The following is a 20,826-nucleotide window of genomic DNA, read 5'->3' on the forward strand; positions in this document are numbered from 1 at the left end:
AGAGGAAAATGCACTTAAACGAATAAATTTTGACAGAAAAATGGGAGATTACCGGAAGCTGGGAATGTAAAAATTAGCCCCATTGACTCCAGATTGTCCATAATGTACTTCTTTAATGGCGGTATGATCGTACCAAAAATTCCATTGATCATTTACTTCGGAATATCCGTTTTGACGCAAAAATTGAACAATATACTTTTTAGCCGCATCCATCTCAGTTGTGGGTTTGGTATAACCAATAAACTGAATGTACGTTTTCTTATCTGGGAATAAACGCATAAAACGCTCTAGTTCCTCATTGGTAATAGGCGTATTGTTGGGAACAATATCCTTCATTTCTTTGCTATTGCGGTTTTCCTTTATTTCATTGCTGCTAGGATTACTTTGTCGAGGGATAAAAAAAGCTTCCACTTTTTTATTATTGAAGTTAGGTGGAGTGCTTATTTTTTTTTCAGTTTGTTTAATATTTTCTGGTAACTGTATCTTACGAATGTTTGATTTAATAACCGTTTTAGGCTTCGTTAATAAAGGCTTTACAGCAACATCTTCGGGTTTTACAGTGACGGGAATAGCTGATTCTTTGGTTCTTGTTTCAGTTATTGTGGAAGAATCAATTACAACAGCAACCATACGCTCGGCCGAACTATCAAGAGTAGGCTGGCTATTCATTTGAGCTTCCATTATTTTTTTTTGCTCATCATACCAAGCCTGCGCACTTGCATCAACCACTGTTTGCTCAGGAACTTTTGTAACAATTTTTTCGCTTTTAAATATCCATAAAAAAGCCATATAACCTATACCAGCCATAATAAAAAGTACTAGTATAAGCAGGAGGAATCTTGGATTTTTCTTTTCTTGCGTTTCCTCTCCCGTCAAATCGGTTGCGGTTAACATAGTACTAAGTTAACAAAATCATGTGGTTTATGGCCAAAATGCCCTTAAAAGAGCCTATTGAGTGGTAATTTTAACATCATCTACCCAGAACTGGGTATTTTTTTTTGACCCCGCCAAGCCAAAATCACTACCGGTATATTTAAAAGCAAGATGAACTGATCCCGTTAAATTAGACAAAGAAATATTCCCCGATTTAACCCAAATGGGCCCAAGTCCTCCTAAAGCCCCTTTTGAAAAATTTGCTTTTAAATTCGTCCATTTGGCTTTCCATGGCTGGCCTTTCCCATCATAATTATTAGAAACTAAAATCTGCAAATTAGCCCCATTATCAAAAGCATCCCTACTCAAGAAACTCAATTGCTCTCCAACAGTTTGATTCAATTGAATTGAAGGTAAAACCAACCAACTAATTAATGCGGACTCATTGGTTCCTAAAGCTGAAATACTAGCAAATTGATTATTTTGATGAGTTTGAACTTGATACATCAGTTTACCGGATTCCGAAAGATTATTCCAATTTGGCAAATTGAGTATGGAATTAGGAATCGCCTGTTCAAAGTCTTCATAAAACAAAACACTTGGGCCAATACCCACACACCTATTTTGTGTGAGTAATACATCGTTAGTGTCTCTAATCATTAATTGTCTTTGAGAGCCAAACTCCGAATAAATGCCAACAATAGAACCACTACCATTAGGCGTTTTTATTGCCGCGAAAGAAGCAAAACCACTTGTTCGTAAATAAACAGTTCCACCAGTACAAAACTTCAATGAATGACTTACAGTCAATTTATTAATAGGATCCCCGTATGATTTTGCTGTATCTGCAATTGCTAACTCAATATTATTCAACCGTACTAATCTACTGTGCAATGAATCGTTTAATTGATGATACGTTACATCAATAGGTTTAGGCATAGCTTCCAATTGAACACCCAATAAATGCTTACTAAACAAAGGGGCTGGCACCGGCAGTAATTCAGCAAACATTGGATCAGTACGATCAACGCCACCACCTATTTGCAACATTCCACCATACTCACCCATCCATAAACCATTTAGTTTTACCATTATACGCATCCCAAGTGGAAATTGAGCAGATAAACCAAAACCATCCAACCGAATAGTAATAGCAGCAGTACTATCTTGCAAAACGATTGACTTATAAAAATTATCCTTTTCGTCATTAGCAGTTACAATTCCTGTAATAATTTCATTATCAACAAACTTTTCAGTATTACCAGCAATATGAGAATCATATAAAGATCTAATAGAAGTATTCGCTTGTAAATTTGTGCCTGAATAAGCAGGGGGCGAATCAAATTGCTTAATGCATCCCTGCAACAAAAAGCCCGAAAAAATGCAGACAATCAATAATTTAATAAACACGATAGTATTCATAATTTCCATTTTAAACTGAGTGAATACAGCGCACCTGCACTGAAATAATATTTGTTAGGAAATTTATTTAAGTCAGCACCCTGTGCATCAAAGCGTAACTGTTCGTAACCACCAGTAATAATAGGTTGATTCAAAAAATTGTTAATGCCTAAAAAACATTGCAAGTAGTAAGCATGCCCGTCTTTGAATTTTTTTAGACGAAAACTATACCCTGCAGAAAAATCAAACACAAATGCACTTGGCAAAGCAGTTGGACTTGAAAGTAAAGAGGGGTCTTGTCCTGGTCTCCAATTTTGACCAGCATCATAAGTTCTTCGAATAGGATTAAAGGAAATCCATTGATTACTCATATAAGCGCTACTGATACTCAAAAATAAATTACTATTGTACCGATAAACCAACCCACTCAAAAAAGACAATTGGGGTGTACCTGTTACAGGAAACTTGTTAGTATACAAAACACCACTTTCTAAAGCATGCAGCTCATTATCGGCTACCACAATATAGTTGGGTCTACCCTGATAGGTATATCTTCCTAAATTGAAAGCAGTATTCAACGTTAAATTGGTGTTGAATGAATACGCCGAACTAAATTCTACCCCTAATAAATTAGTACCAATATTAGACAAACCATAATTGACTAAATTTCTATACCCATCATGATAAAAACTCAAAACATCCATGGCACCCCTTATTTGAATGAGATAACCATTAAACCGAACCTTAATAGTTGGAGCATTTAACAAGTACCCTGCTTCTAACATAATGGCATTTTCATTGGAAGCTAAAAATTGTTTATTGGAGTTTATTCTTGGAGACAAATACAAATCATTGACCAATGGTGGTTTACTCGTATAGGCACCATGAAAATAAAAATAATTTCGTCCATTCATTTTATAGGTAGCTCCTATTTTTATTTGTCCATTTTTAAAATAGTCTTGTGGAGATCTACCATAAGAATTATTGGGGAAAATTCCATTTTGAAAAACCCCTTCACGCTGATAACTTGTATAAGTATATTCAAGTCCAGCAAAAAAATCGAATTTCGGCAAGTTCAATACTAACTGCCCCATTCCCAGCCATTGATGCAAACGCATTTTGTAGTGATACCCGAATAAATCTCCAATCAACAATTGTTTATCTGGATATTTTAAATCGTTTTGAATAGTGGTACTCCCTGGTAAATTTTCAGCGGCAAATTGATTATAGTTGATAGAATAAGCAGCCCCCAACAAGTCATTCACTCTTTTAAAATATTCATACTGCTCTAGCTTATATTGACCTTGAAGAGTCAATACAAGCTTAGGGGAAAACCGTATAGCATACCTAGTATTGAATGTAAGTTTTTTTGATTTTTCAACTCGGTCTTCTAACAAGTACTTTGCTCTTCTATCGGTAGAACTATATTGGTTTATCCAATACATCTTATCCCAATCAATTTGCAATTGTAAAGGGTTAGTAAAAAATTGATTGGCAACAACAGAAGACATTAAACTGTCTTTATAAAAAGAAGGTAAATACCGATAATAATCAGGCCGAGGATCTGAAGCATTGTACCAATCTAATCCAGTGTTATACTTTTCCCCAACACTCAACAATACCGAACTCACCTGTTTTATTTGAGAAGAAGCTTGGTATTCATGAGACAAAATAAAAATGGGTTGATGGCTATATTGCCAATTCGCGTTTCTTACTTTTCCTGCCTGCAACCCCCATCCTGGCTGATACAAAGTTGAATTAGATAAACGAACTAACTCATCAGTAATGGCTGCGGTTCTAGTATTAGCCTGTTTGTTCCCCACTAAAACAAGCGACCATAATTGATTTTTAAACCGTTTATCAACGGACAAGAAATAGGCAAACCCATTGAATGAATTAGCAAGAAGCCTCCCTCCTTCACCCATTTTATAGGAGAAGCTATATGCAAAAGACCATCCATTTTTATTAAGTGGTATTACTTGTGTAAATGCAATTCGTTGATGATAATTTCGATTAGAGAAATTTATCGTTAAAGTAGTTTGCGGGAAAAATTTACTTGAATTTAGCTGCATAAATACTGCTGAACCAAATGAACCGAATTGATACTCATTATTACGTAATCCAGTAGCAAATTGATTATTGGAAGTGACTTCATTTAAACCACCCCAACTAGCCCAAGGAATTGTTCCATCAGACAATTGATTCATTGGTATTTCGTGGATGGAATTAGTGGAATACCGATTACTCAATCCCTTTAACCTAAATCGTCTAATACTAAAACTAAAACCAGTTAAAGCACTGAATAAGTCTTTACCCGACTGTAAAATGGAAGGGACAAAAGGTTGCTCCTCATCCCCTTCCGCTATTAGCGCTTCATTGGTATACTGGTCTTGAAAATACTTCCACCCTTCCTTATCTAAACTACTATCAATGAATTGATTTTTGCGTTTAAATAAAGTTGATTTAGTAGGTGGCTGTGAAAAGGCAACAGCATTAATCAACCCAAATAAAAATAAAATAACCCGCATAAAAATCTACTTGCGGAATTACAAACAATTAAAACTATCGACTTTATAATAAAGTACCAAGGCATACAAAATATTTGTGTTGAATACTTGAATACCTGCCGTTTAAAAAACCGCTTTAATTCGGCAAATGCCCTCATACACCTATTGCTAAAAATGTATTTTGAGTTAATGAAATGGATATTACTTTTTGTAGGAGTTCTCACCTTATTATCGCATCAAAACAAGCCCATTGAAATTGCGGTAATTGGTTTTTATAACCTTGAAAACTTGTATGATACAATTGATAACCCAATTACCAGTGATGATGAATTTACCCCGAACGGCGCTAAACATTATACCAGCGATATTTATATTAACAAGCTGTATAAATTAGCCTATGTACTAAAAGATTTTGGTAAAGAATGGCATCCAAGAGGCGCTGCAATCATTGGCGTTGCAGAAATTGAAAACGACACGGTATTAAATGATTTAGCGAATCACTTTTTACTACGCAATAAAAAATACCAATTTATTCATTTTGATTCTAAAGATGCACGAGGGGTAGATGTAGGATTATTTTATCAACAAGATTATTTTCATCCCTATACTGCAAAAGCGCTGGAAGTAATATTACCGGGCAAGAGTAAAGAAGCTTATTTCACTAGAGATATTTTATATGTAAAGGGAAAATTGAGTGGGGAAGAAGTACATATTTATGTAAATCACTGGCCTAGTAGAAGAGGGGGTGAAGACAGAAGCGCCCCAGCTAGAGCTGCAGCGGCAAAACTTTGTAAAGCACATGCCGATTCAATCAGAATTGTAAATAATGCTGCAAAAATCATTGTAATGGGAGACTTAAATGACAACCCGACTGATAAGAGCATTATTGAAACATTAGGTGCAACTGGGAATCTAAAAGATTTGCACGATGGAATATTTTTTAATCCATGGATAAGGTTTTATGAAAGGGGGATTGGAACCCTTGCAAACAGAGATGTCTGGGGATTATTTGATCAGATCCTGTTATCGAAACCATTTTTTGATAGCACCAACAATGATTGGCGGTTTTTAAAAGCAGGTATTTATCATCAGCCTTTTATGACAGAAAACACTGGAAGGTATAAAGGCTATCCAATGCGGACCTGGGATGGAAATCATTATAGAGGAGGATTTAGTGACCATTATCCTACTTATGTGGTGCTAAAGAAATAAATGAAGAATAAAATAGTAAATTCATTTTGAATTAATCAAAACATTGAATGAGAAAACTAGCAATTCTTTGGATATTAGTTCTTTTTGCTATTCCACAACTTATCTTATCTCAAACAAATGATAAGACGGAAGAAGAAAAATGGAAAAAAAATTTTGCTTTAGCTAATCAACTAGAAGAAGAAAACAAATTCACAGAAGCAATAAACCTAGGGAATTTGGTTTATAATTATTATGCAAAAAATAAAGACACAATTAATGCAGCAAAGATTAAAAGCACTGTAGCACTCTCGCTTTATAAATCAGGGAAAATTCAAGAATCTATCAATACCTATCAACAAATAAGCCAATTATTAGGGAATAAAGACCCTCTTACAAAAGCAATTGTTTACAACCAAATGGGGAATATTTGGGCCGACGAAATGAATAACCACTCTAAAGCACTAGAATATTACGAACAGAGTTTAGCACTTAAAATAAAGATAAATGCAAGGCCTCAATCTATTGCCAATTCGTACAATAATATTGGATTAAGCTATAGATATTTACTTGACTCAGCAAAAGCAGCACAATCTTATCAAAGTGCAATTTTGTATATCAATAAAACAGAAAACCCTATTGGTATTTTTAATCCTTTAAATAACCTCGGCAACCTGTATAAATTTTATAATAATTTTCAACAAGCATACTTGATGTATGCAAAAGCTTTATCAATTGTAGATAAATTAAGCCGTCGGAATCAATTAATTTTATTTAGCAACTTAGGAAATATGCATTTAGAAATGGCGAGGCATGATTCTGCCATTTTTTACTTAAAAAAATCAAGAGAAATTGCAGTAGAACTAAAAAGAACCAAAGACTTTGCAAACAATGAGAAATATCTATCACTTGCATATCAGGGTTTAAAAAAGTTTGAAGAGGCATATCAATACAGCATATCTGCCAGTAAAGTTCTAGACTCCTTAAATAATGTAGAAAGAAAAAGCATATTAGCAGACTTGATGTTAAAGTACGAAAGCACGAAGAAGGACAATGAAATACTGGAAGCAAAACAACAAATTATCAAGCAAGAAAAAGACAAACAACTACTTGCATTAGAAAAAGAATTAAGTGATAAAAAAGTAGCTGCTACAATTCAACAAAGCAGATTAAAAGAAGAGGAATTGATAAATGAGAAAAATATACTGTTATTGAAGGCACAATCGGACAGCTTAATAAAAACTACACAAATATTAAAACAGCAAATTGCAATTAATGAGGCATACGCCAATTTATTAGAAAAAGAAAACGCAATTGAAAAACAAAGTTATTGGCTAATTGGTTTTGGGGGTTTCCTTATTACATTATTTGGTATTCTTTTCTATCAGGTAAAACAAAAAAAATCAGCGAAAAAACAGGCTAGCTTAGAAATGGAAATTGCCAGACAAGAAGCAATTAATAAATTACAAGAAGAGCGATTAAGAATATCAAGAGAATTGCATGACAACATCGGCTCTCACCTTACACTAATGAATGCAACGGTAGAACAAATACCTAGTTCAAAAGGAATAGATATCACTCCTCAACTAACTACTGTTAAGAATAGTCTAACAATGAGCATGCGTGAACTACGGAGAACTGTTTGGCTAATGAATAAATCTAGAATATCGTTGGATGAATTGGCAATTAAACTCAGAGATTTTTTAAAACCAATAAGTTCAGCTAAATATCTTATACAGATTTCCGTGAAAGAAGGCAATGAAATCATACTAAACGAAGTATCTGCTGCTCACTTATTCAGAATGATACAAGAATTGGTAAATAATAGCATAAAGTATGCTAATTGTACAGCAATTAATGTATATCTGATTGGGAGCAATGATTTAATTCAATTTATTGTTTCAGACAATGGTAAAGGATTTACTATTTCAGAAGAAAATAAAAGCAACGGAATTAAAAATATAGAATATAGAATTAAAGAACTGAACGGGACAGTTGAATGGAGAAGTGATATTGAAACTGGCACCTTTGTAAAAGGAGTATTTCCTCTTTAAATACGAAATTATACGTACAAATTTATTCATATAACAGCAATAACTTTGTCATTAAATATGCCAATACATATCATTATAGCAGAAGACAATAGTTTTGTAAGAGCTGCAATTATAGAGCGTTTGAATCTACATAAACAGATTATTATTAAACATCTAGCAAATAATGGTGAAGAATTACTCAAAATATTACAAAAAGACCAACAAATTGATCTGATACTAATGGATCTTCAAATGCCTATTATGGGCGGTCTTGAGGCAACAACTAAAGTTAAACAGCAGTACCCGCAAATAAAAGTATTGATACTCACAATGTTTGACGATGATGAAAATTTATTTAATGCTATTATGGCTGGAGCATCAGGTTATTTATTAAAGGAAGATGATAGTGTTCAATTAATCCAAGGCATTATGGATACAATCACGGGGGGCGCGGCAATGAGTTCGGGGATTGCTTTGAAAACATTAAACCTAATTAGAAACCCACTGCAAACAAACCAAGAAATAATTGACTACGGTTTAACAAAAAGAGAAATAGAATTACTTACCCATTTAAAAAATGGACTGACTTACGAACAAATTGGTTCAAATTTGTATATCTCTTATCATACTGTAAGAAAACATATTGAGAATATCTATCGTAAATTACAAGTGACTAATAAAGTCGAGGCAGTTCAAAAAGCAGCAGAAAATAGAATACTTTAAATACGTATTTATGCGTATTGATTTCATAATCGCACTGTAGGAATTTTGATTTATAAAAACCTACAGTATGAAAAAAATTTGCAGCTTCTTACTTATTATAGGTTTGCATTTGGGTGTACAAGCTCAAGAGGTAAATCTAAAAAATTTTGAAAAATCCTACATTGCCCAGGATTATAAAAACCCCTTTAAAAAAGCAAAAAAGATTTGTTTTTTAGGGGTGAACCTTGGAATTAGAACTCAATCCTTTACTACAAAAAACCAAAAAGGTACCAATACACTGCACACGTATTTAGGGAATCTTACAATGGATGTAGGCTATGAGTTAGCAGATTTATTTAGAAAAAAATTGGAAACTAAATTTGCACAATTGGGCTATACTATTGTAGATCCAAATTCGCTCACAGAAAATAATTTATACCAGAAATTAATTGAGAACTCCACCAAAAAACAGGATGAAGAGTTTTTCTCCAAAGATTTTGGAGTAGCCATCCGAACCTTTCCATCTGGGAAACGTCCAGTATTTAAATTTCCAAAATTTGCTGGAGGAGCGCATGCCCGATTAGCGAATCAAGAAGATATGGTAGTCGTTAATATTTCTCCTGTACTAGAACCCTATTTTATCAATTGGGACAGGAAGTATAAATACACAACAGAATACACCGATAACTTTGACTTTGACCCAATCATGCGATTTACCACTTATGCCAATCCATTCTGGTATGATGTACCCAATCAAATAGCAGGTCCAGATTATGGATACATTAATTTTGAATTATACGTTGGAAAAGATGCGGATAAACTTATCTATTCTAAAACCAATGATTACATAGTAGATTTAACCAATGGAATTCTAAATAATGGCAAACTTCAACAGAATGTATTAGGCAAGAATACATATTCATACGGCATCAATTTAGATGTGCCTAAATTTAAAGAAGCTGCTAGTATTGCTTTGGATGCTTATGTTGCTCATTTGGCTGCGTATGCGGAAGACAGAAGAAAATAAAACATTGATTTACAACATATATTAATATTTAACATTTCACGATTGATTAAATGAGTAAATTAAATCCTCATTTAATCAATCGTTTATGTTTAGAATCCACAGTTTATTTGCACTGCTTTTCATTTCTCTAGCAGTATCTGCACAAAAATTTACCTACCAGCCACTAAAGCCTAAAGCAGGAGACAAAGTTGAATTTACATATAATCCAAAAGGTTCTGTATTGCCGGGAAAGACTAGTCCAACTTTTTCTGTATACCATTTTAATTTTATTGACAAAAAAAATGGCATCATAGAATTTTTGCCTACAAACCAAAAAAACCAAACTTATACAGGATCTTTTGTGGTACCTGCTGATGCTAAGTTTTTAGCATTATTAATCCAGGAAGAACAAATCATCGACAACAATAAAAAAAATGGCTTTTTGATTCCTGTTCACAATGAAAAAGGAAACCCTATAATGGGAACTGGGGTGGCGCTTATAAACTTATATACTGGCTTAGGGGACGCCTTTCTTGAAATTGGATCAAATCCGGAAAAAGCATTAGAGGCAATGAACAATGAATGGAAAAACTATCCTGAATCTCATTATATTTTATACCCTCATTACTTTAGAATAAACTTTCAAACTAAAAATAAAGAATTAAATAAAATTACTCAGGATCTTATAAAAGAAATTTTAGCTCACCCTTCTGTTAAAGAGGATGATTATAGTCGATTATCTTCCTTTGCGAGTCTTTTAAAAATGACCGAAGAATCAAATCAATTAATGGTTCAGATGAAATCAAAATATCCTGAAGGAGATTGGAAAAAAAATGAAGAATTGAAAGGATTGAATAGCATTATTGATTTAGATAAAAGAATGACAGCGCTTGATGAGTTTGTAAAAAAATATCCCGCTAAAACTGCAAATGAGAAAGAGGTTTACAGTGGCATGTACGAAATGATAGCGCAAGCTTATACTAATACTAAAGAATCATTTAATATAGATAAACTTTCCTTATACGCAGCTAAATTATTGCCTGCAGATAAAGCTGCATTGTATAATAATATTGCATGGGATTGGGCTTATAAAAAAGATACCATGTATTCTCAGGCAGAACAGTTATCACGGGAAGCCACCCAATGGGCTAAAAATGAAACTATTAATCCAACAGAAACCCAACCTGAATTTTTTACCTCTTTTTTATGGGAAAATAGAAGAAACTTTTTTTTAGGAATGTATGCAGATACCTATGCATTTGTTTTATCTAAGTTAAAAGATTACAATACAGCCTATGCTTATGCAAAATTGGGTTGTGAATCAAGTAAGTGGTTGAATAGTGAATATAATAATCGTTATGCGGAAATTGCAGAGAAGGTATTAACCAATGCAAAACTTATTGAAGCGCTAAGTCCCTTAGTAGAGAAAAATACGGCAGGTAGTAAAACCAAGGATATCCTCAAAAAAGCCCTAACAAAAGAATTGGGATCAGAATCAGCAGCAAACGAGAAACTTAACCTATTAGCTAATGCAGCCAATATAAAAGCGAAGGAAGCGATTATTAAAAAAATGATTGATGAACCTTCTGTAGATTTTAAACTCAAAAACCTTGAAGGAAAGGAAGTACAATTGGCCAGTTTGAAAGGAAAAGTGGTAGTAATCGATTTTTGGGCTACTTGGTGTGGACCCTGCATCGCTTCATTCCCTGGTATGCAAAAGGCCTTGGATAAATATAAAAATGATCCAAACGTGGCTTTTCTATTTGTAGATACTTGGGAAAGTCAGGAAACCATGGAAAAAAGAGCTAAAGAAGTATCTGAATTCATTACCAAAAACAAATACAGCTTCAATGTTTTATATGATGAAAAAGATGCATCTGACGCCTATAAAGTAGTTACTTCTTATAAGGTAAACGGAATCCCTACCAAGTTCATTTTGGATAAAACAGGAAAAATCAGGTTTAAAAGCGTTGGAGGAGACTCCAATGAAGACAAATTAGTGAATGAATTGAGCACAATGATTGAATTAGCTGGTAACTAATTTGGTTGAGAACCCTATTATACTTACTTTTGCAGCCCCAAATCTGTATTTGGCAGATTTTCTTGCTTGCAAGAATCCACTGGGCAAAACCAATTTTTAACCAAAAAAATTCAAGTAATGAACAATTACGAATTGATGGTGATCTTTACTCCGGTTCTTTCAGAAGATGATTTTAAATCATCTCAGAAGAAGTTCCAAGACCTGATCACTGAACTGGGCGGTGCAACCGTTCACAGCAATCCATGGGGATTAAAATCACTAGCTTACCCTATTCAAAAGAAAACCACTGGTATCTACTGGGTTTTAGAATTTACACTTCCTGCTGAAGGAATTGAGAAATTAAAAATCCAATTACTACGTGATGAGCAAGTGATGCGTCACATGATTACCCGTCTCGATAAATACGCCGTCGAGTACAACTACACCAAGAGAAATGGCGGATTCCCTAAAATTGAAAAAGCGGAAGCATAATCATGGCAAAGAACGAAATAAAATACCTGACCGCTATTAAGCAGGAGAAGCCAAAGAAGAAATTCTGTCGTTTTAAGAAATACGGTATCAAATACGTAGACTACAAAGACGTAGAGTTTTTGAAGAAGTTCATCAACGAACAAGGTAAATTATTACCTCGTCGTTTGTCTGGTAACTCTTTGAAATACCAACGTAAAGTAACTGACGCTGTTAAAAAAGCACGTCAAATGTCTTTGTTGCCTTATGTAACAGATTTATTGAAATAGACCAATTAGTTAACCATCCCTAATCACGCATAGCGTGAGACAGTCAAATCAAATTCAAATGATTGGGCGCTGGGACTAAAAAACAAAACATGCAAGTAATTTTAATTCAAGATGTAGACAATTTAGGCGGTAAGAACGAACTAGTAACCGTTAAAAATGGCTATGCACGTAACTTTTTGATTCCTCAAAAATTTGCTGTTGAAGCAAGCCCTTCTAATATGAAACAATTAGAAGAAAAGCTTAAAGTTAAAGCAAAGAAGGAAGCTGCTATGTTGGCTGAAATCAACAAGGTAATAGATGTATTGAAGTCATCTCCTGTTAAAGTGGGAGCAAAAACTGGTACCAGCGGTAAAATCTTTGGTGCAGTTACTTCTCTACAAATCACTCGTGCTATCCGTGACCAAAAAGGTTATGAGATTGATCGCAAGCGTATCACTATTGTCGACGATGTGAAAGAGTTAGGAACTTATAAAGCAACTATCGACTTTGGTAACGGTAATAATACCGAAATTGAATTTGAAGTAGTAGAAGGATAATTCTTTACTGAAAATAGTTAATGCCCCGATTGCTCGGGGCATTTTTTTTGCCTTTATCCCCTCCGATAAATGCAAATCATTGAAATATTATTTGTTCAGTCTAATAGGCGGTAAAACTTTATTGCTAAAATCAATTCCAGTCTTAGGATTTGCCTCTTCTGAAGAAACTTTTTTGCCCTGTTTATTTATATGCCACCATTCAGTACCTTTTTTCACTAGTGCAAACCCATTATAAAATGCACTTGCATGTTCATACTGGAAAGGAATAACGGCTTTTCCAGTTTTATCTACAAAACCCCATTTACCCGCTTTCGATACATTTATTAACCCTTGAGAATAATACGGATAGGAGGTTCTATAATCCCCTTTAGGTTTTCCTTTAAATAATAAGGAATCATATTTATATTCATCAAATACAGACAAGGATAACCATGCTTTGCCCGTATGATCATATAATGTCTTTATTTTTTCATCTTCTACCAAGACCATCTGTTTATCAGCTGTTGAAGCAATATAAGAATGTTTTACAGGGATGATTATAGCACCAGTATGACTTAGCATCCCCCATTTCCTGGAATTGGTTTCCTCTTCGTCTAACGCAGCCATTAATTCATCATCCGCTAAATCATCTAAATCAAAACCTACTGAGATATTTCCTTCGGCTACAGCATAATTTTTACCTTCTAACTCAATAGTCGAATACTTTAATGGAATAATCTCTTTACCATTGTAATCTAACACTCCATACTTGGTACTCTTATCCTTGGGATCAACAATTGATACTTTATATGCCTGATTGGTGTCAATAAAAGAGATTGACTGATACTTAGGCGGGATGGCCCATTTACCTGAATTATCCATCACTCCAAATTTTCCTCCGTCATTTTTATGGGCTTTTACAATCAATCTCCCTTTTTTAAATAGCATGGGATAGCGATAAGTTCTTTTTTTAATTTCGTCTTCGTCATCAATAGTTCCGAAGGGTATAATGGGTAGACCATTAAAATCAATCACTCCCCAGCCTTTTGAATTTTTTGCATAAACCAATCCTTCAGAAACTCTATCTAAATAATTGTATACAAATGGAAGAATTGTTTTTCCAGTTTGGTCGATTAATCCCCAATAACCATTCTCTGCTCTAGCAGAAAAATACAGGTTTGATTTATCCTTACTTACATTAATCGTTTGCATAATTGGGGGAATAATATTATTCAGTTGCAAATCGTACACTCCCGAACTTAAAGTAGTTTGACTAGTTATGGTTACTACCTGCTCATTAATAGATGCATACTTTAATATAGGATCAACTATCCTATACCCATCTTTATCAATCAGACCATAATCAAATCCATATTGACCTCTCATAATACCAAACACTTCTGGTTGCTTAGACTTAGTGGCAATAGGTTTTTCAGCGATAGGATAATCAGCCCTTGGGTTGTACCCTGCTTCAATTTTACCTTCAATGGAATTGTTTTGCAGCCATTGTTGTATTTCGATTTTATCCATTGCAACATGCATATTTCCTGTTGCATACAACCCCATATTTCCAATAAACGGTTGAGCATTTAACCTTATTTGTTTTACAGTTACCTCATTTAAAATAAATTGAAACTCCTCCCCTTTTTTCTCAACAGCTAATTGATTGATATTATTAAAACCTGTTTTAATTAAAGAAGATTTTACCCAACCATTAGATATACTATTTAACTTCCCATCAATGGCGGAACTTATGGTGTAATATCCATTTGCGGCAATACCAAATTGAATAAAATTCTTTCCATCTTTTGCACTCAGCACAATTCCAAATCCATAATCTTGAACTCCAGCAATTTGCATGATATCTGCTTTATATTTAGTATAAGCTTTACTATTCATACCGAAAGCAAGTGTTACCCAACGAGTAGGACTGCCTTTAAAATGCTTGTTATTAATTTGAAAACTTCCATTTTCTAAAAAGTATAATAAAGAATCATTTTTACTAAGAGTTGTTTTACTACCATAATTAAATCGATCGTCATCAAAGGAAGTATTAACCACCGTTATAGCCTGAGCATATAAATGGGTCAATGGAAAAGTAATAAGCACAAATACAAAAACAAGTAAACGCATAAAAAAAATTTAAATAAAAATAACCACAGTCTATAATTAGAACAATACCGCGTATGCGGTATTTTAAGTCATAAAATAAATTTGTCATTTTTTTGGAAAAAAGTGCCCAATTCATTAAAAACACTATCTTTAACTGTCCAAATGCAGAAGTTCCAGGTCTCAGAACGTTTTCACGTAAATGGTTCAGGGTTTTTGGTTACTATTTTAGCTTTGGTTTTTTGATCACTTAATTTCTTAAAAATGAACATTTACGTTGGAAATCTGAACTGGAATATGTCTAGTGAAGACCTGCAAAATCTGTTTGCTCCCTATGGTGAAGTAAGCAGTGCCAAAATCGTTACCGACAAATTTAACAACGACCGTAGCAAAGGCTTTGGTTTCGTTGAAATGGCTGATGATGATGCAGCTCGCGCTGCAATCGCTGCTTTACATGACACTGATGTTATGGATCGCAAAATTGTTGTAAACGAATCTACACCTCGTCCTGAAGGCGAAAGAGGCGGCTTTAAGAAGAAGCCTTACGGTGGCGGCGGCGGCGGTAATCGCGGCGGCTACGGCGGTGGTGGTGGCAATCGCGGTGGCGGTGGATACGGTGGCGGTAATCGCGATCGTGGAAACGGCGGCGGCGGTGGATACAACAGATATTAATCTATTCAAACTACCGATTGATAAATCTCGTTCTGACTTCAGAACGAGATTTTTTTATTCCTATATTTAATTATGAAACAACAAGTACAATTAAGTAGTCCTATTGCAGGCTGTATGCGATGGGGCAAATGGGGAGCCAACTTTTCAACTGCTGCGTATCGTGCAATGATTGAAGAATGTTTGGCCATTGGAGTAAATAGTTTTGACCATGCAGATATTTATGGAGATTATACTACGGAGGAAGAGTTTGGAGAAGCTTTAAAGGAAGACAAAACGCTTAGGTCTCAAATAAAACTGATTACAAAGTGTGGAATTCAAATGGTAACCGAAAATAGGCCCAACCACAATATTAAATCTTATAATACGAGCAAAAAACATATTATACGTTCTGCAGAACAATCATTAAAAAATTTTGGTACTGACTACTTAGATGTGCTCTTAATTCATCGTCCAGATCCATTACTCAACCCAGAAGAAGTAGCGGAAGCAATACAGACTTTACAAATGCAAGGTAAAGTACATGCTTTCGGTGTGTCAAATTTTCTACCTCATCAAGTAAATATGTTGCGCAAATGGGTTCCTATACAATACAATCAAATAGAGGTATCTATTATTTGTACTGCTCCTTTCAACAATGGAATTTTAGATAATTGTATTGAAAATGAAATCATTCCAATGGCTTGGGCACCATTAGGGGGGGGATTACTTACAGACGATTTACATCCACATTTTAGAAGCATCACACATGCAGCTTCTTTGCTTGCTGAAAAATATGTTGCTGGGTTAAATGAAATATTGATTGCATGGCTAAATACCCATCCATCAAAAATAGTTCCTGTAATTGGCACTACTAAATCAGAGAGATTGGCCCAAGCAAAAATTGCAGCTTCCATCAAACTAACCAGAGAAGACTGGTTCCTAATGAAGAAAGCTGCAACTGGCGAAGATGTGGCATAATATTAATCAGCAGAAATAGCTGCAATACCTGGTAATACTTTTCCTTCAAAGTATTCTAGCATGGCACCACCACCTGTACTTACATAACTTACCTGATCAGCAAAACCAAATTGATTAACCGCAGCAACGCTATCTCCTCCTCCTACTAAACTAAATGCGCCATTGGCAGTGGCTTCTGCAACTGCAATGGCAATGGCTTTGGTCCCTTGTTGAAATTTATCCATTTCAAAAACACCCATTGGTCCATTCCATAAAATAGTTTTAGAACTTTTAATCGTAGCAGCAAATGACTCAGCAGCTGCTGGACCAATATCCAATCCCATCCAACCATCAGGAACTTGATTACTTTGCGCAGTTGCTGTATTTGCATCAGCGGCAAAATTGTCTGCAATAATACTGTCTACTGGCAAATGAATATTCACCCCTTTAGCCGTTGCTTTATTTAAAATATCTAACGCCGTATTTAAACGATCTTCCTCGCAAAGGCTTTTTCCTATTTGACCTCCTTGCGCTTTCATAAATGTATATGCCATTCCTCCACCAATAATAATATCCGTGGCACGCTCTAATAAATTTTCAATAATCAAAATTTTATCACTCACTTTAGCACCACCAATAATTGCAGTAAATGGCTTAGCTGCTTTGTGTAAAACCAACTCAGCAGCCCTAACTTCCCCTTCCATTAATAATCCAAACATTTTATGCTCTGCAGTAAAATACTGTGCAATTACTGCAGTAGATGCATGCGCTCTATGAGCCGTACCAAATGCATCATTCACGTAAACATCTCCTAGCTTGCTTAACTTTTCTGCAAAAGCAGGATCGCCTTTCTCTTCCTCTTTATAAAATCGTAAATTTTCTAATAATAAAACTTCTCCTCCATTTAAATTTCTAGCCTTATCATATGCTTCTTGGCCTATACAATCATTCGCAAATTGCACCATGACTGCTTTATTCATTGCATTACTCAATAAAGTTTGCAAATGCCCGATAATATGTATTAGTGAACTTTTTGTTTCAGGGCCTTCTTTGGGTCTACCCAAATGACTCATTAAAATAACTGCACCGCCATCTTGCAAAATTTTTACAATTGTTGGCACCGCAGCTCTTATACGATTATCATCACCAATAGCATAGGTTTGCTTATCTAAAGGCACATTAAAATCAACTCTAATTAATGCTTTCTTTCCAGAGAAATTAAAAGCTACAAAAGGACTCGTCATAAAAAAATATTTAAAGGCAATTTAACCAAAAAACAAAAGCCGTCCCGAAAAATCGGAACGGCTTTTAAAGCTATTATAAAATGATTATTTGCTGATTAATCCTGCAAAATATTGTACCGTTCTAACCAACTGACTTACATAACTCATTTCGTTATCGTACCAGCTCACCGTCTTCACCATTTGCGTATCACCAACAGTCATTACTTTTGTTTGAGTCGCATCAAATAAAGAACCAAAATGGGTTCCAATGATATCTGAACTTACAATTTCATCTTCGTTGTAACCAAAGCTTTCATTAGCAGCAGCTTTCATTGCAGCATTGATTTCTTCTGCAGTTACTTTCTTGCTCAAGATAGTAGTTAACTCAGTTAAAGAACCAGTGATAGTTGGAACACGTTGTGCACTTCCATCTAACTTTCCTTTTAACTCAGGTAAAACTAATCCAATCGCCTTTGCTGCACCAGTACTATTAGGAACAATATTAGCAGCAGCTGCTCTAGCTCTTCTTAAATCTCCTTTTGGATGAGGAGCATCCAATGTATTTTGATCATTGGTATAAGCATGTATAGTGCTCATGATACCAGTTAAGATACCATATTCATCATTCAATACTTTAGCCATTGGAGCCAAGCAGTTAGTTGTACAAGATGCACAAGAGATAATGGTTTCAGAACCATCTAAAATGGCATGATTCACATTAAATACCACTGTTTTTAAATCGCCAGTTGCAGGAGCAGAAATAACGACTCTTTTAGCACCTGCTTTAATATGTGCTTCTGCTTTGTCCTTATCAGTAAAGAAACCAGTTGACTCTATCACCACATCAACACCATGTGCACCCCAAGGAATTTGGGCTGGATCACGCTGTGCGTATATTTTTACAGTCTCCCCATTCACTACAATTGAATCTTCTGTTGAAGTTACAGTTGCATCAAAACGTCCTTGTGCACTGTCGTATTTTAATAAATGTGCCAAAACCGCTGGACTAGTTAAATCGTTGATAGCAACTACATCAATTCCCTTCATATTGTAAATCTGACGAAATACCAAGCGACCGATTCTTCCAAATCCATTAATAGCAACTTTAACTGTACTCATTGATAACTATTTTATTTTAATTAATAAGCGTTAGGTTGGCAAATTTACAGTTTCTAAAATCAATTTGCGTATTTTGATAAAAAAGTTTGGCAGAAAAGAAATTGCCTCTTATTTTTGCAACCCGAAAGATAAAAACCATGGCCGGTTCGTCTATCGGTTAGGACAGCCCCCTTTCACGGGGCAAAGACGGGTTCGATTCCCGTACCGGCTACAAAGCCCTCGAGCGAAAGCGAGAGGGCTTTTTTACTTGCGAACATGCCGAATGTATTCGGCTAAGAGAGCAAATAAAAATACCGGTATCGGTGAAGCCGACAATCCCGCTCAAAATATCTAAACTTTAATATAAATCCTTTTTTTATTCATCCAGTAACCAATCAACCAAAGTAAAAAGACAAAGCAGAGTGCAAACAACAAAGAGCCATTTTCTGGCGGCCCGGGTATTTTACTGGTGATATTTTGATGAAACCAACCCCAAGCAGATACGTAATCCGGTTTTCCGCTTGCGTTAGTACCATTGCTGATCCGTATAGTGCCCAATAACTCAGGCAGCAAACCACTTAAGGCATAAATAAAAAGCGGGTTTTTCCCAAAGACATCAAAGAAGCGCATCCATCCGGCACTTACCTTTTTTACTTCAATAAAATAAATGAGTATTGAAAGTACAACGATGGCCAATCCCGACGTGCACGCTACATAGGAGCTTGTCCATATTTTTTTATTAATAGGAAAACTTAACCCCCAGGTATAGCCGGTAAACAACAAGGCCGTTGCTGCTACAAACAGGATGGTTAGGGTTTGATAGTTGGGATTTACACCCGCTTCTGTTGTCTCTCCGTTGTTTATTGCAATTGCTTTACCTCTTTTCAAAATATAATCACCCACCAGGAACCCAAAGATGACCTGTACAATCGAAGGCAAAGTGCTCATTAAACCTTCTGGATCAAAAGGAAGACCTTCACCGTTATACATATGCGCCTCACCTAGGATGGTCTTATCAATACTCGTTCCAAACCAACCGCTGAGACTATATGGATCGGAATTGTTGCCAGCAATACATATTGCCCAATATACAACTAAGAGGAGTACCCCAATCAAAAATGCAATACGTGCTTTTGCATAATAAACAATAATGGAAGCGAAAAAATAACAGAGGGCAATGCGCTGTAGCACACCCATTATCCGAATGCCCGTTCTTTCGCCATCGCTGTTATACCAGGTCCAGGAGTTAAATACTAATTGATCATCCTGCCAATGCATAAACGGAAACCAGTTGAGCAGTAAGCCAATCAAAAAAATAAGGATTGTTCTTTTCAGCACTTTTTTCCAAAAGGTAGCAGGGCCAGTTTGTTCAAAACGTGGCATTACAAAAGCCATAGCATTTCCTACCGCGAAAAGGAAGAAAGGAAAAACGAGGTCAGTTGGGGTGAGGCCGTGCCAAGGAGCATGCGCTAGTGGAGCATAAATATGCGACCAAGTTCCGGGATTGTTTACCAAGATCATAAAGGCCACGGTAGCGCCCCGAAAAACATCAAGTGAATAATATCGCTGGTTCATAGCAGTTGGTTTTATACTTTATTAGATTGTGCTGAAGATCTATGATTAGCACAATCTTCACAAAGTAAAAATAATGGGTTTAACTATGGTAGTCAATATTTCTCTAAAGTATAAATATTGTTAAAACGCATTGGCGTTTTTTTGATTTCCTAGGGCTACATTTACTTTTAAATAGTTTATAATTATTTAGATACGGTCATAGCTGTGTTA

General features: G+C 35.3%; 17 protein-coding genes and 1 tRNA gene. 11 read left to right on the forward strand and 7 right to left on the reverse strand.

The features are described 5' to 3' along the window. Window positions 1–48 precede the first annotated feature (48 nt). From ACTIEI_RS09760 to ACTIEI_RS09770, 3 genes are read right to left on the reverse strand one after another with little or no spacing between them, the layout of a single operon-like run. Window positions 49–894, reverse strand: a complete 846-nt coding sequence (locus ACTIEI_RS09760) for a hypothetical protein (protein WP_439506105.1) — start codon at window positions 892–894, stop codon at window positions 49–51. 54 nt (window positions 895–948) lie between these two features. Beyond that, entirely contained in the window at window positions 949–2,295 is a 1,347-nt protein-coding gene (locus tag ACTIEI_RS09765) for a DUF5689 domain-containing protein (protein ID WP_439506106.1), read from the reverse strand. Continuing rightward, window positions 2,292–4,802: a hypothetical protein gene (locus ACTIEI_RS09770; RefSeq protein WP_439506107.1), complete on the reverse strand. Its 2,511-nt coding sequence runs from the start codon at window positions 4,800–4,802 to the stop codon at window positions 2,292–2,294. The genes ACTIEI_RS09765 and ACTIEI_RS09770 overlap by 4 nt, the downstream gene beginning before the upstream one ends. Before the next feature lie 168 nt (window positions 4,803–4,970). Here ACTIEI_RS09770 and ACTIEI_RS09775 point away from each other — a divergent pair, with 168 nt between their 5' ends. The 8 genes from ACTIEI_RS09775 to rplI all read left to right on the forward strand — a co-directional run bounded on the left by ACTIEI_RS09775 (window position 4,971) and on the right by rplI (window position 13,024). Then, complete coding sequence (locus ACTIEI_RS09775; RefSeq protein WP_439506108.1) at window positions 4,971–5,993, forward strand: endonuclease/exonuclease/phosphatase; 1,023 nt, start codon at window positions 4,971–4,973, stop codon at window positions 5,991–5,993. A 47-nt stretch (window positions 5,994–6,040) separates the two neighbouring features. Next, window positions 6,041–8,023, forward strand: a complete 1,983-nt coding sequence (locus ACTIEI_RS09780) for a tetratricopeptide repeat-containing sensor histidine kinase (protein WP_439506109.1) — start codon at window positions 6,041–6,043, stop codon at window positions 8,021–8,023. Between the two features lie 57 nt (window positions 8,024–8,080). After that, window positions 8,081–8,725, forward strand: coding sequence for a response regulator (locus ACTIEI_RS09785; protein ID WP_439506110.1), 645 nt, complete (start codon window positions 8,081–8,083; stop codon window positions 8,723–8,725). A 67-nt stretch (window positions 8,726–8,792) separates the two neighbouring features. Further along, window positions 8,793–9,731, forward strand: a complete 939-nt coding sequence (locus ACTIEI_RS09790) for a hypothetical protein (RefSeq protein WP_439506111.1) — start codon at window positions 8,793–8,795, stop codon at window positions 9,729–9,731. Between the two features lie 85 nt (window positions 9,732–9,816). Then, entirely contained in the window at window positions 9,817–11,751 is a 1,935-nt protein-coding gene (locus ACTIEI_RS09795) for a TlpA family protein disulfide reductase (protein WP_439506112.1), read from the forward strand. 117 nt (window positions 11,752–11,868) lie between these two features. Continuing rightward, window positions 11,869–12,222 carry a 30S ribosomal protein S6 gene (rpsF, locus tag ACTIEI_RS09800; RefSeq protein ID WP_439506113.1) on the forward strand — a complete coding sequence of 118 codons (354 nt, stop codon included), beginning with the start codon at window positions 11,869–11,871 and terminating at the stop codon, window positions 12,220–12,222. A 2-nt stretch (window positions 12,223–12,224) separates the two neighbouring features. Then, a complete protein-coding gene (gene rpsR, locus ACTIEI_RS09805; protein WP_026752391.1) occupies window positions 12,225–12,488 on the forward strand; it encodes a 30S ribosomal protein S18 in 264 nt (87 codons plus the stop codon). A gap of 89 nt (window positions 12,489–12,577) precedes the next feature. Then, complete coding sequence (gene rplI / locus ACTIEI_RS09810) at window positions 12,578–13,024, forward strand: 50S ribosomal protein L9 (RefSeq protein WP_439506114.1); 447 nt, start codon at window positions 12,578–12,580, stop codon at window positions 13,022–13,024. Between the two features lie 87 nt (window positions 13,025–13,111). On the opposite strand, the gene ACTIEI_RS09815 is transcribed toward rplI, so the two are convergent. Beyond that, window positions 13,112–15,136, reverse strand: a complete 2,025-nt coding sequence (locus ACTIEI_RS09815) for a WG repeat-containing protein (protein WP_439506115.1) — start codon at window positions 15,134–15,136, stop codon at window positions 13,112–13,114. Window positions 15,137–15,376: 240 nt separating this feature from the next. Between ACTIEI_RS09815 and ACTIEI_RS09820 the strand changes: the two genes are divergently transcribed. Continuing rightward, window positions 15,377–15,784, forward strand: a complete 408-nt coding sequence (locus tag ACTIEI_RS09820) for an RNA recognition motif domain-containing protein (RefSeq protein ID WP_439506116.1) — start codon at window positions 15,377–15,379, stop codon at window positions 15,782–15,784. A gap of 72 nt (window positions 15,785–15,856) precedes the next feature. Next, entirely contained in the window at window positions 15,857–16,741 is an 885-nt protein-coding gene (locus ACTIEI_RS09825; RefSeq protein ID WP_439506117.1) for an aldo/keto reductase, read from the forward strand. A 2-nt stretch (window positions 16,742–16,743) separates the two neighbouring features. Here the strand turns inward: ACTIEI_RS09825 and ACTIEI_RS09830 are convergent, their stop codons facing one another. Both ACTIEI_RS09830 and gap read right to left on the reverse strand, forming a co-directional pair. Next, the gene (locus tag ACTIEI_RS09830; RefSeq protein WP_439506118.1) at window positions 16,744–17,964 is read right to left on the reverse strand and encodes a phosphoglycerate kinase; all 1,221 of its coding nucleotides are present in this window, start codon (window positions 17,962–17,964) and stop codon (window positions 16,744–16,746) included. Between the two features lie 84 nt (window positions 17,965–18,048). Beyond that, complete coding sequence (gene gap, locus ACTIEI_RS09835; protein WP_439506119.1) at window positions 18,049–19,062, reverse strand: type I glyceraldehyde-3-phosphate dehydrogenase; 1,014 nt, start codon at window positions 19,060–19,062, stop codon at window positions 18,049–18,051. 139 nt (window positions 19,063–19,201) lie between these two features. Between gap and ACTIEI_RS09840 the strand changes: the two genes are divergently transcribed. Then, window positions 19,202–19,273, forward strand: a tRNA-Glu gene (locus ACTIEI_RS09840). A gap of 119 nt (window positions 19,274–19,392) precedes the next feature. Here ACTIEI_RS09840 and ACTIEI_RS09845 read toward each other — a convergent pair. Then, complete coding sequence (locus tag ACTIEI_RS09845; protein ID WP_439506120.1) at window positions 19,393–20,616, reverse strand: acyltransferase family protein; 1,224 nt, start codon at window positions 20,614–20,616, stop codon at window positions 19,393–19,395. Window positions 20,617–20,826: the final 210 nt, after the last annotated feature.

It is taken from the genome of Sediminibacterium sp., assembly GCF_051860225.1.
Classification (GTDB): domain Bacteria; phylum Bacteroidota; class Bacteroidia; order Chitinophagales; family Chitinophagaceae; genus Sediminibacterium.

What these genes read in the sequence shown, in the direction of transcription:
- ACTIEI_RS09760 (WP_439506105.1), bottom strand. Translation starts at nt 894, where the DNA reads ATGTTAACCGCAACCGATTTGACGGGAGAGGAAACGCAAGAAAAGAAA.
- ACTIEI_RS09765 (WP_439506106.1), bottom strand. Translation starts at nt 2,295, where the DNA reads ATGAATACTATCGTGTTTATTAAATTATTGATTGTCTGCATTTTTTCG.
- ACTIEI_RS09770 (WP_439506107.1), bottom strand. Translation starts at nt 4,802, where the DNA reads ATGCGGGTTATTTTATTTTTATTTGGGTTGATTAATGCTGTTGCCTTT.
- ACTIEI_RS09775 (WP_439506108.1), top strand. Translation starts at nt 4,971, where the DNA reads ATGAAATGGATATTACTTTTTGTAGGAGTTCTCACCTTATTATCGCAT.
- ACTIEI_RS09780 (WP_439506109.1), top strand. Translation starts at nt 6,041, where the DNA reads ATGAGAAAACTAGCAATTCTTTGGATATTAGTTCTTTTTGCTATTCCA.
- ACTIEI_RS09785 (WP_439506110.1), top strand. Translation starts at nt 8,081, where the DNA reads ATGCCAATACATATCATTATAGCAGAAGACAATAGTTTTGTAAGAGCT.
- ACTIEI_RS09790 (WP_439506111.1), top strand. Translation starts at nt 8,793, where the DNA reads ATGAAAAAAATTTGCAGCTTCTTACTTATTATAGGTTTGCATTTGGGT.
- ACTIEI_RS09795 (WP_439506112.1), top strand. Translation starts at nt 9,817, where the DNA reads ATGTTTAGAATCCACAGTTTATTTGCACTGCTTTTCATTTCTCTAGCA.
- rpsF (WP_439506113.1), top strand. Translation starts at nt 11,869, where the DNA reads ATGAACAATTACGAATTGATGGTGATCTTTACTCCGGTTCTTTCAGAA.
- rpsR (WP_026752391.1), top strand. Translation starts at nt 12,225, where the DNA reads ATGGCAAAGAACGAAATAAAATACCTGACCGCTATTAAGCAGGAGAAG.
- rplI (WP_439506114.1), top strand. Translation starts at nt 12,578, where the DNA reads ATGCAAGTAATTTTAATTCAAGATGTAGACAATTTAGGCGGTAAGAAC.
- ACTIEI_RS09815 (WP_439506115.1), bottom strand. Translation starts at nt 15,136, where the DNA reads ATGCGTTTACTTGTTTTTGTATTTGTGCTTATTACTTTTCCATTGACC.
- ACTIEI_RS09820 (WP_439506116.1), top strand. Translation starts at nt 15,377, where the DNA reads ATGAACATTTACGTTGGAAATCTGAACTGGAATATGTCTAGTGAAGAC.
- ACTIEI_RS09825 (WP_439506117.1), top strand. Translation starts at nt 15,857, where the DNA reads ATGAAACAACAAGTACAATTAAGTAGTCCTATTGCAGGCTGTATGCGA.
- ACTIEI_RS09830 (WP_439506118.1), bottom strand. Translation starts at nt 17,964, where the DNA reads ATGACGAGTCCTTTTGTAGCTTTTAATTTCTCTGGAAAGAAAGCATTA.
- gap (WP_439506119.1), bottom strand. Translation starts at nt 19,062, where the DNA reads ATGAGTACAGTTAAAGTTGCTATTAATGGATTTGGAAGAATCGGTCGC.
- ACTIEI_RS09845 (WP_439506120.1), bottom strand. Translation starts at nt 20,616, where the DNA reads ATGAACCAGCGATATTATTCACTTGATGTTTTTCGGGGCGCTACCGTG.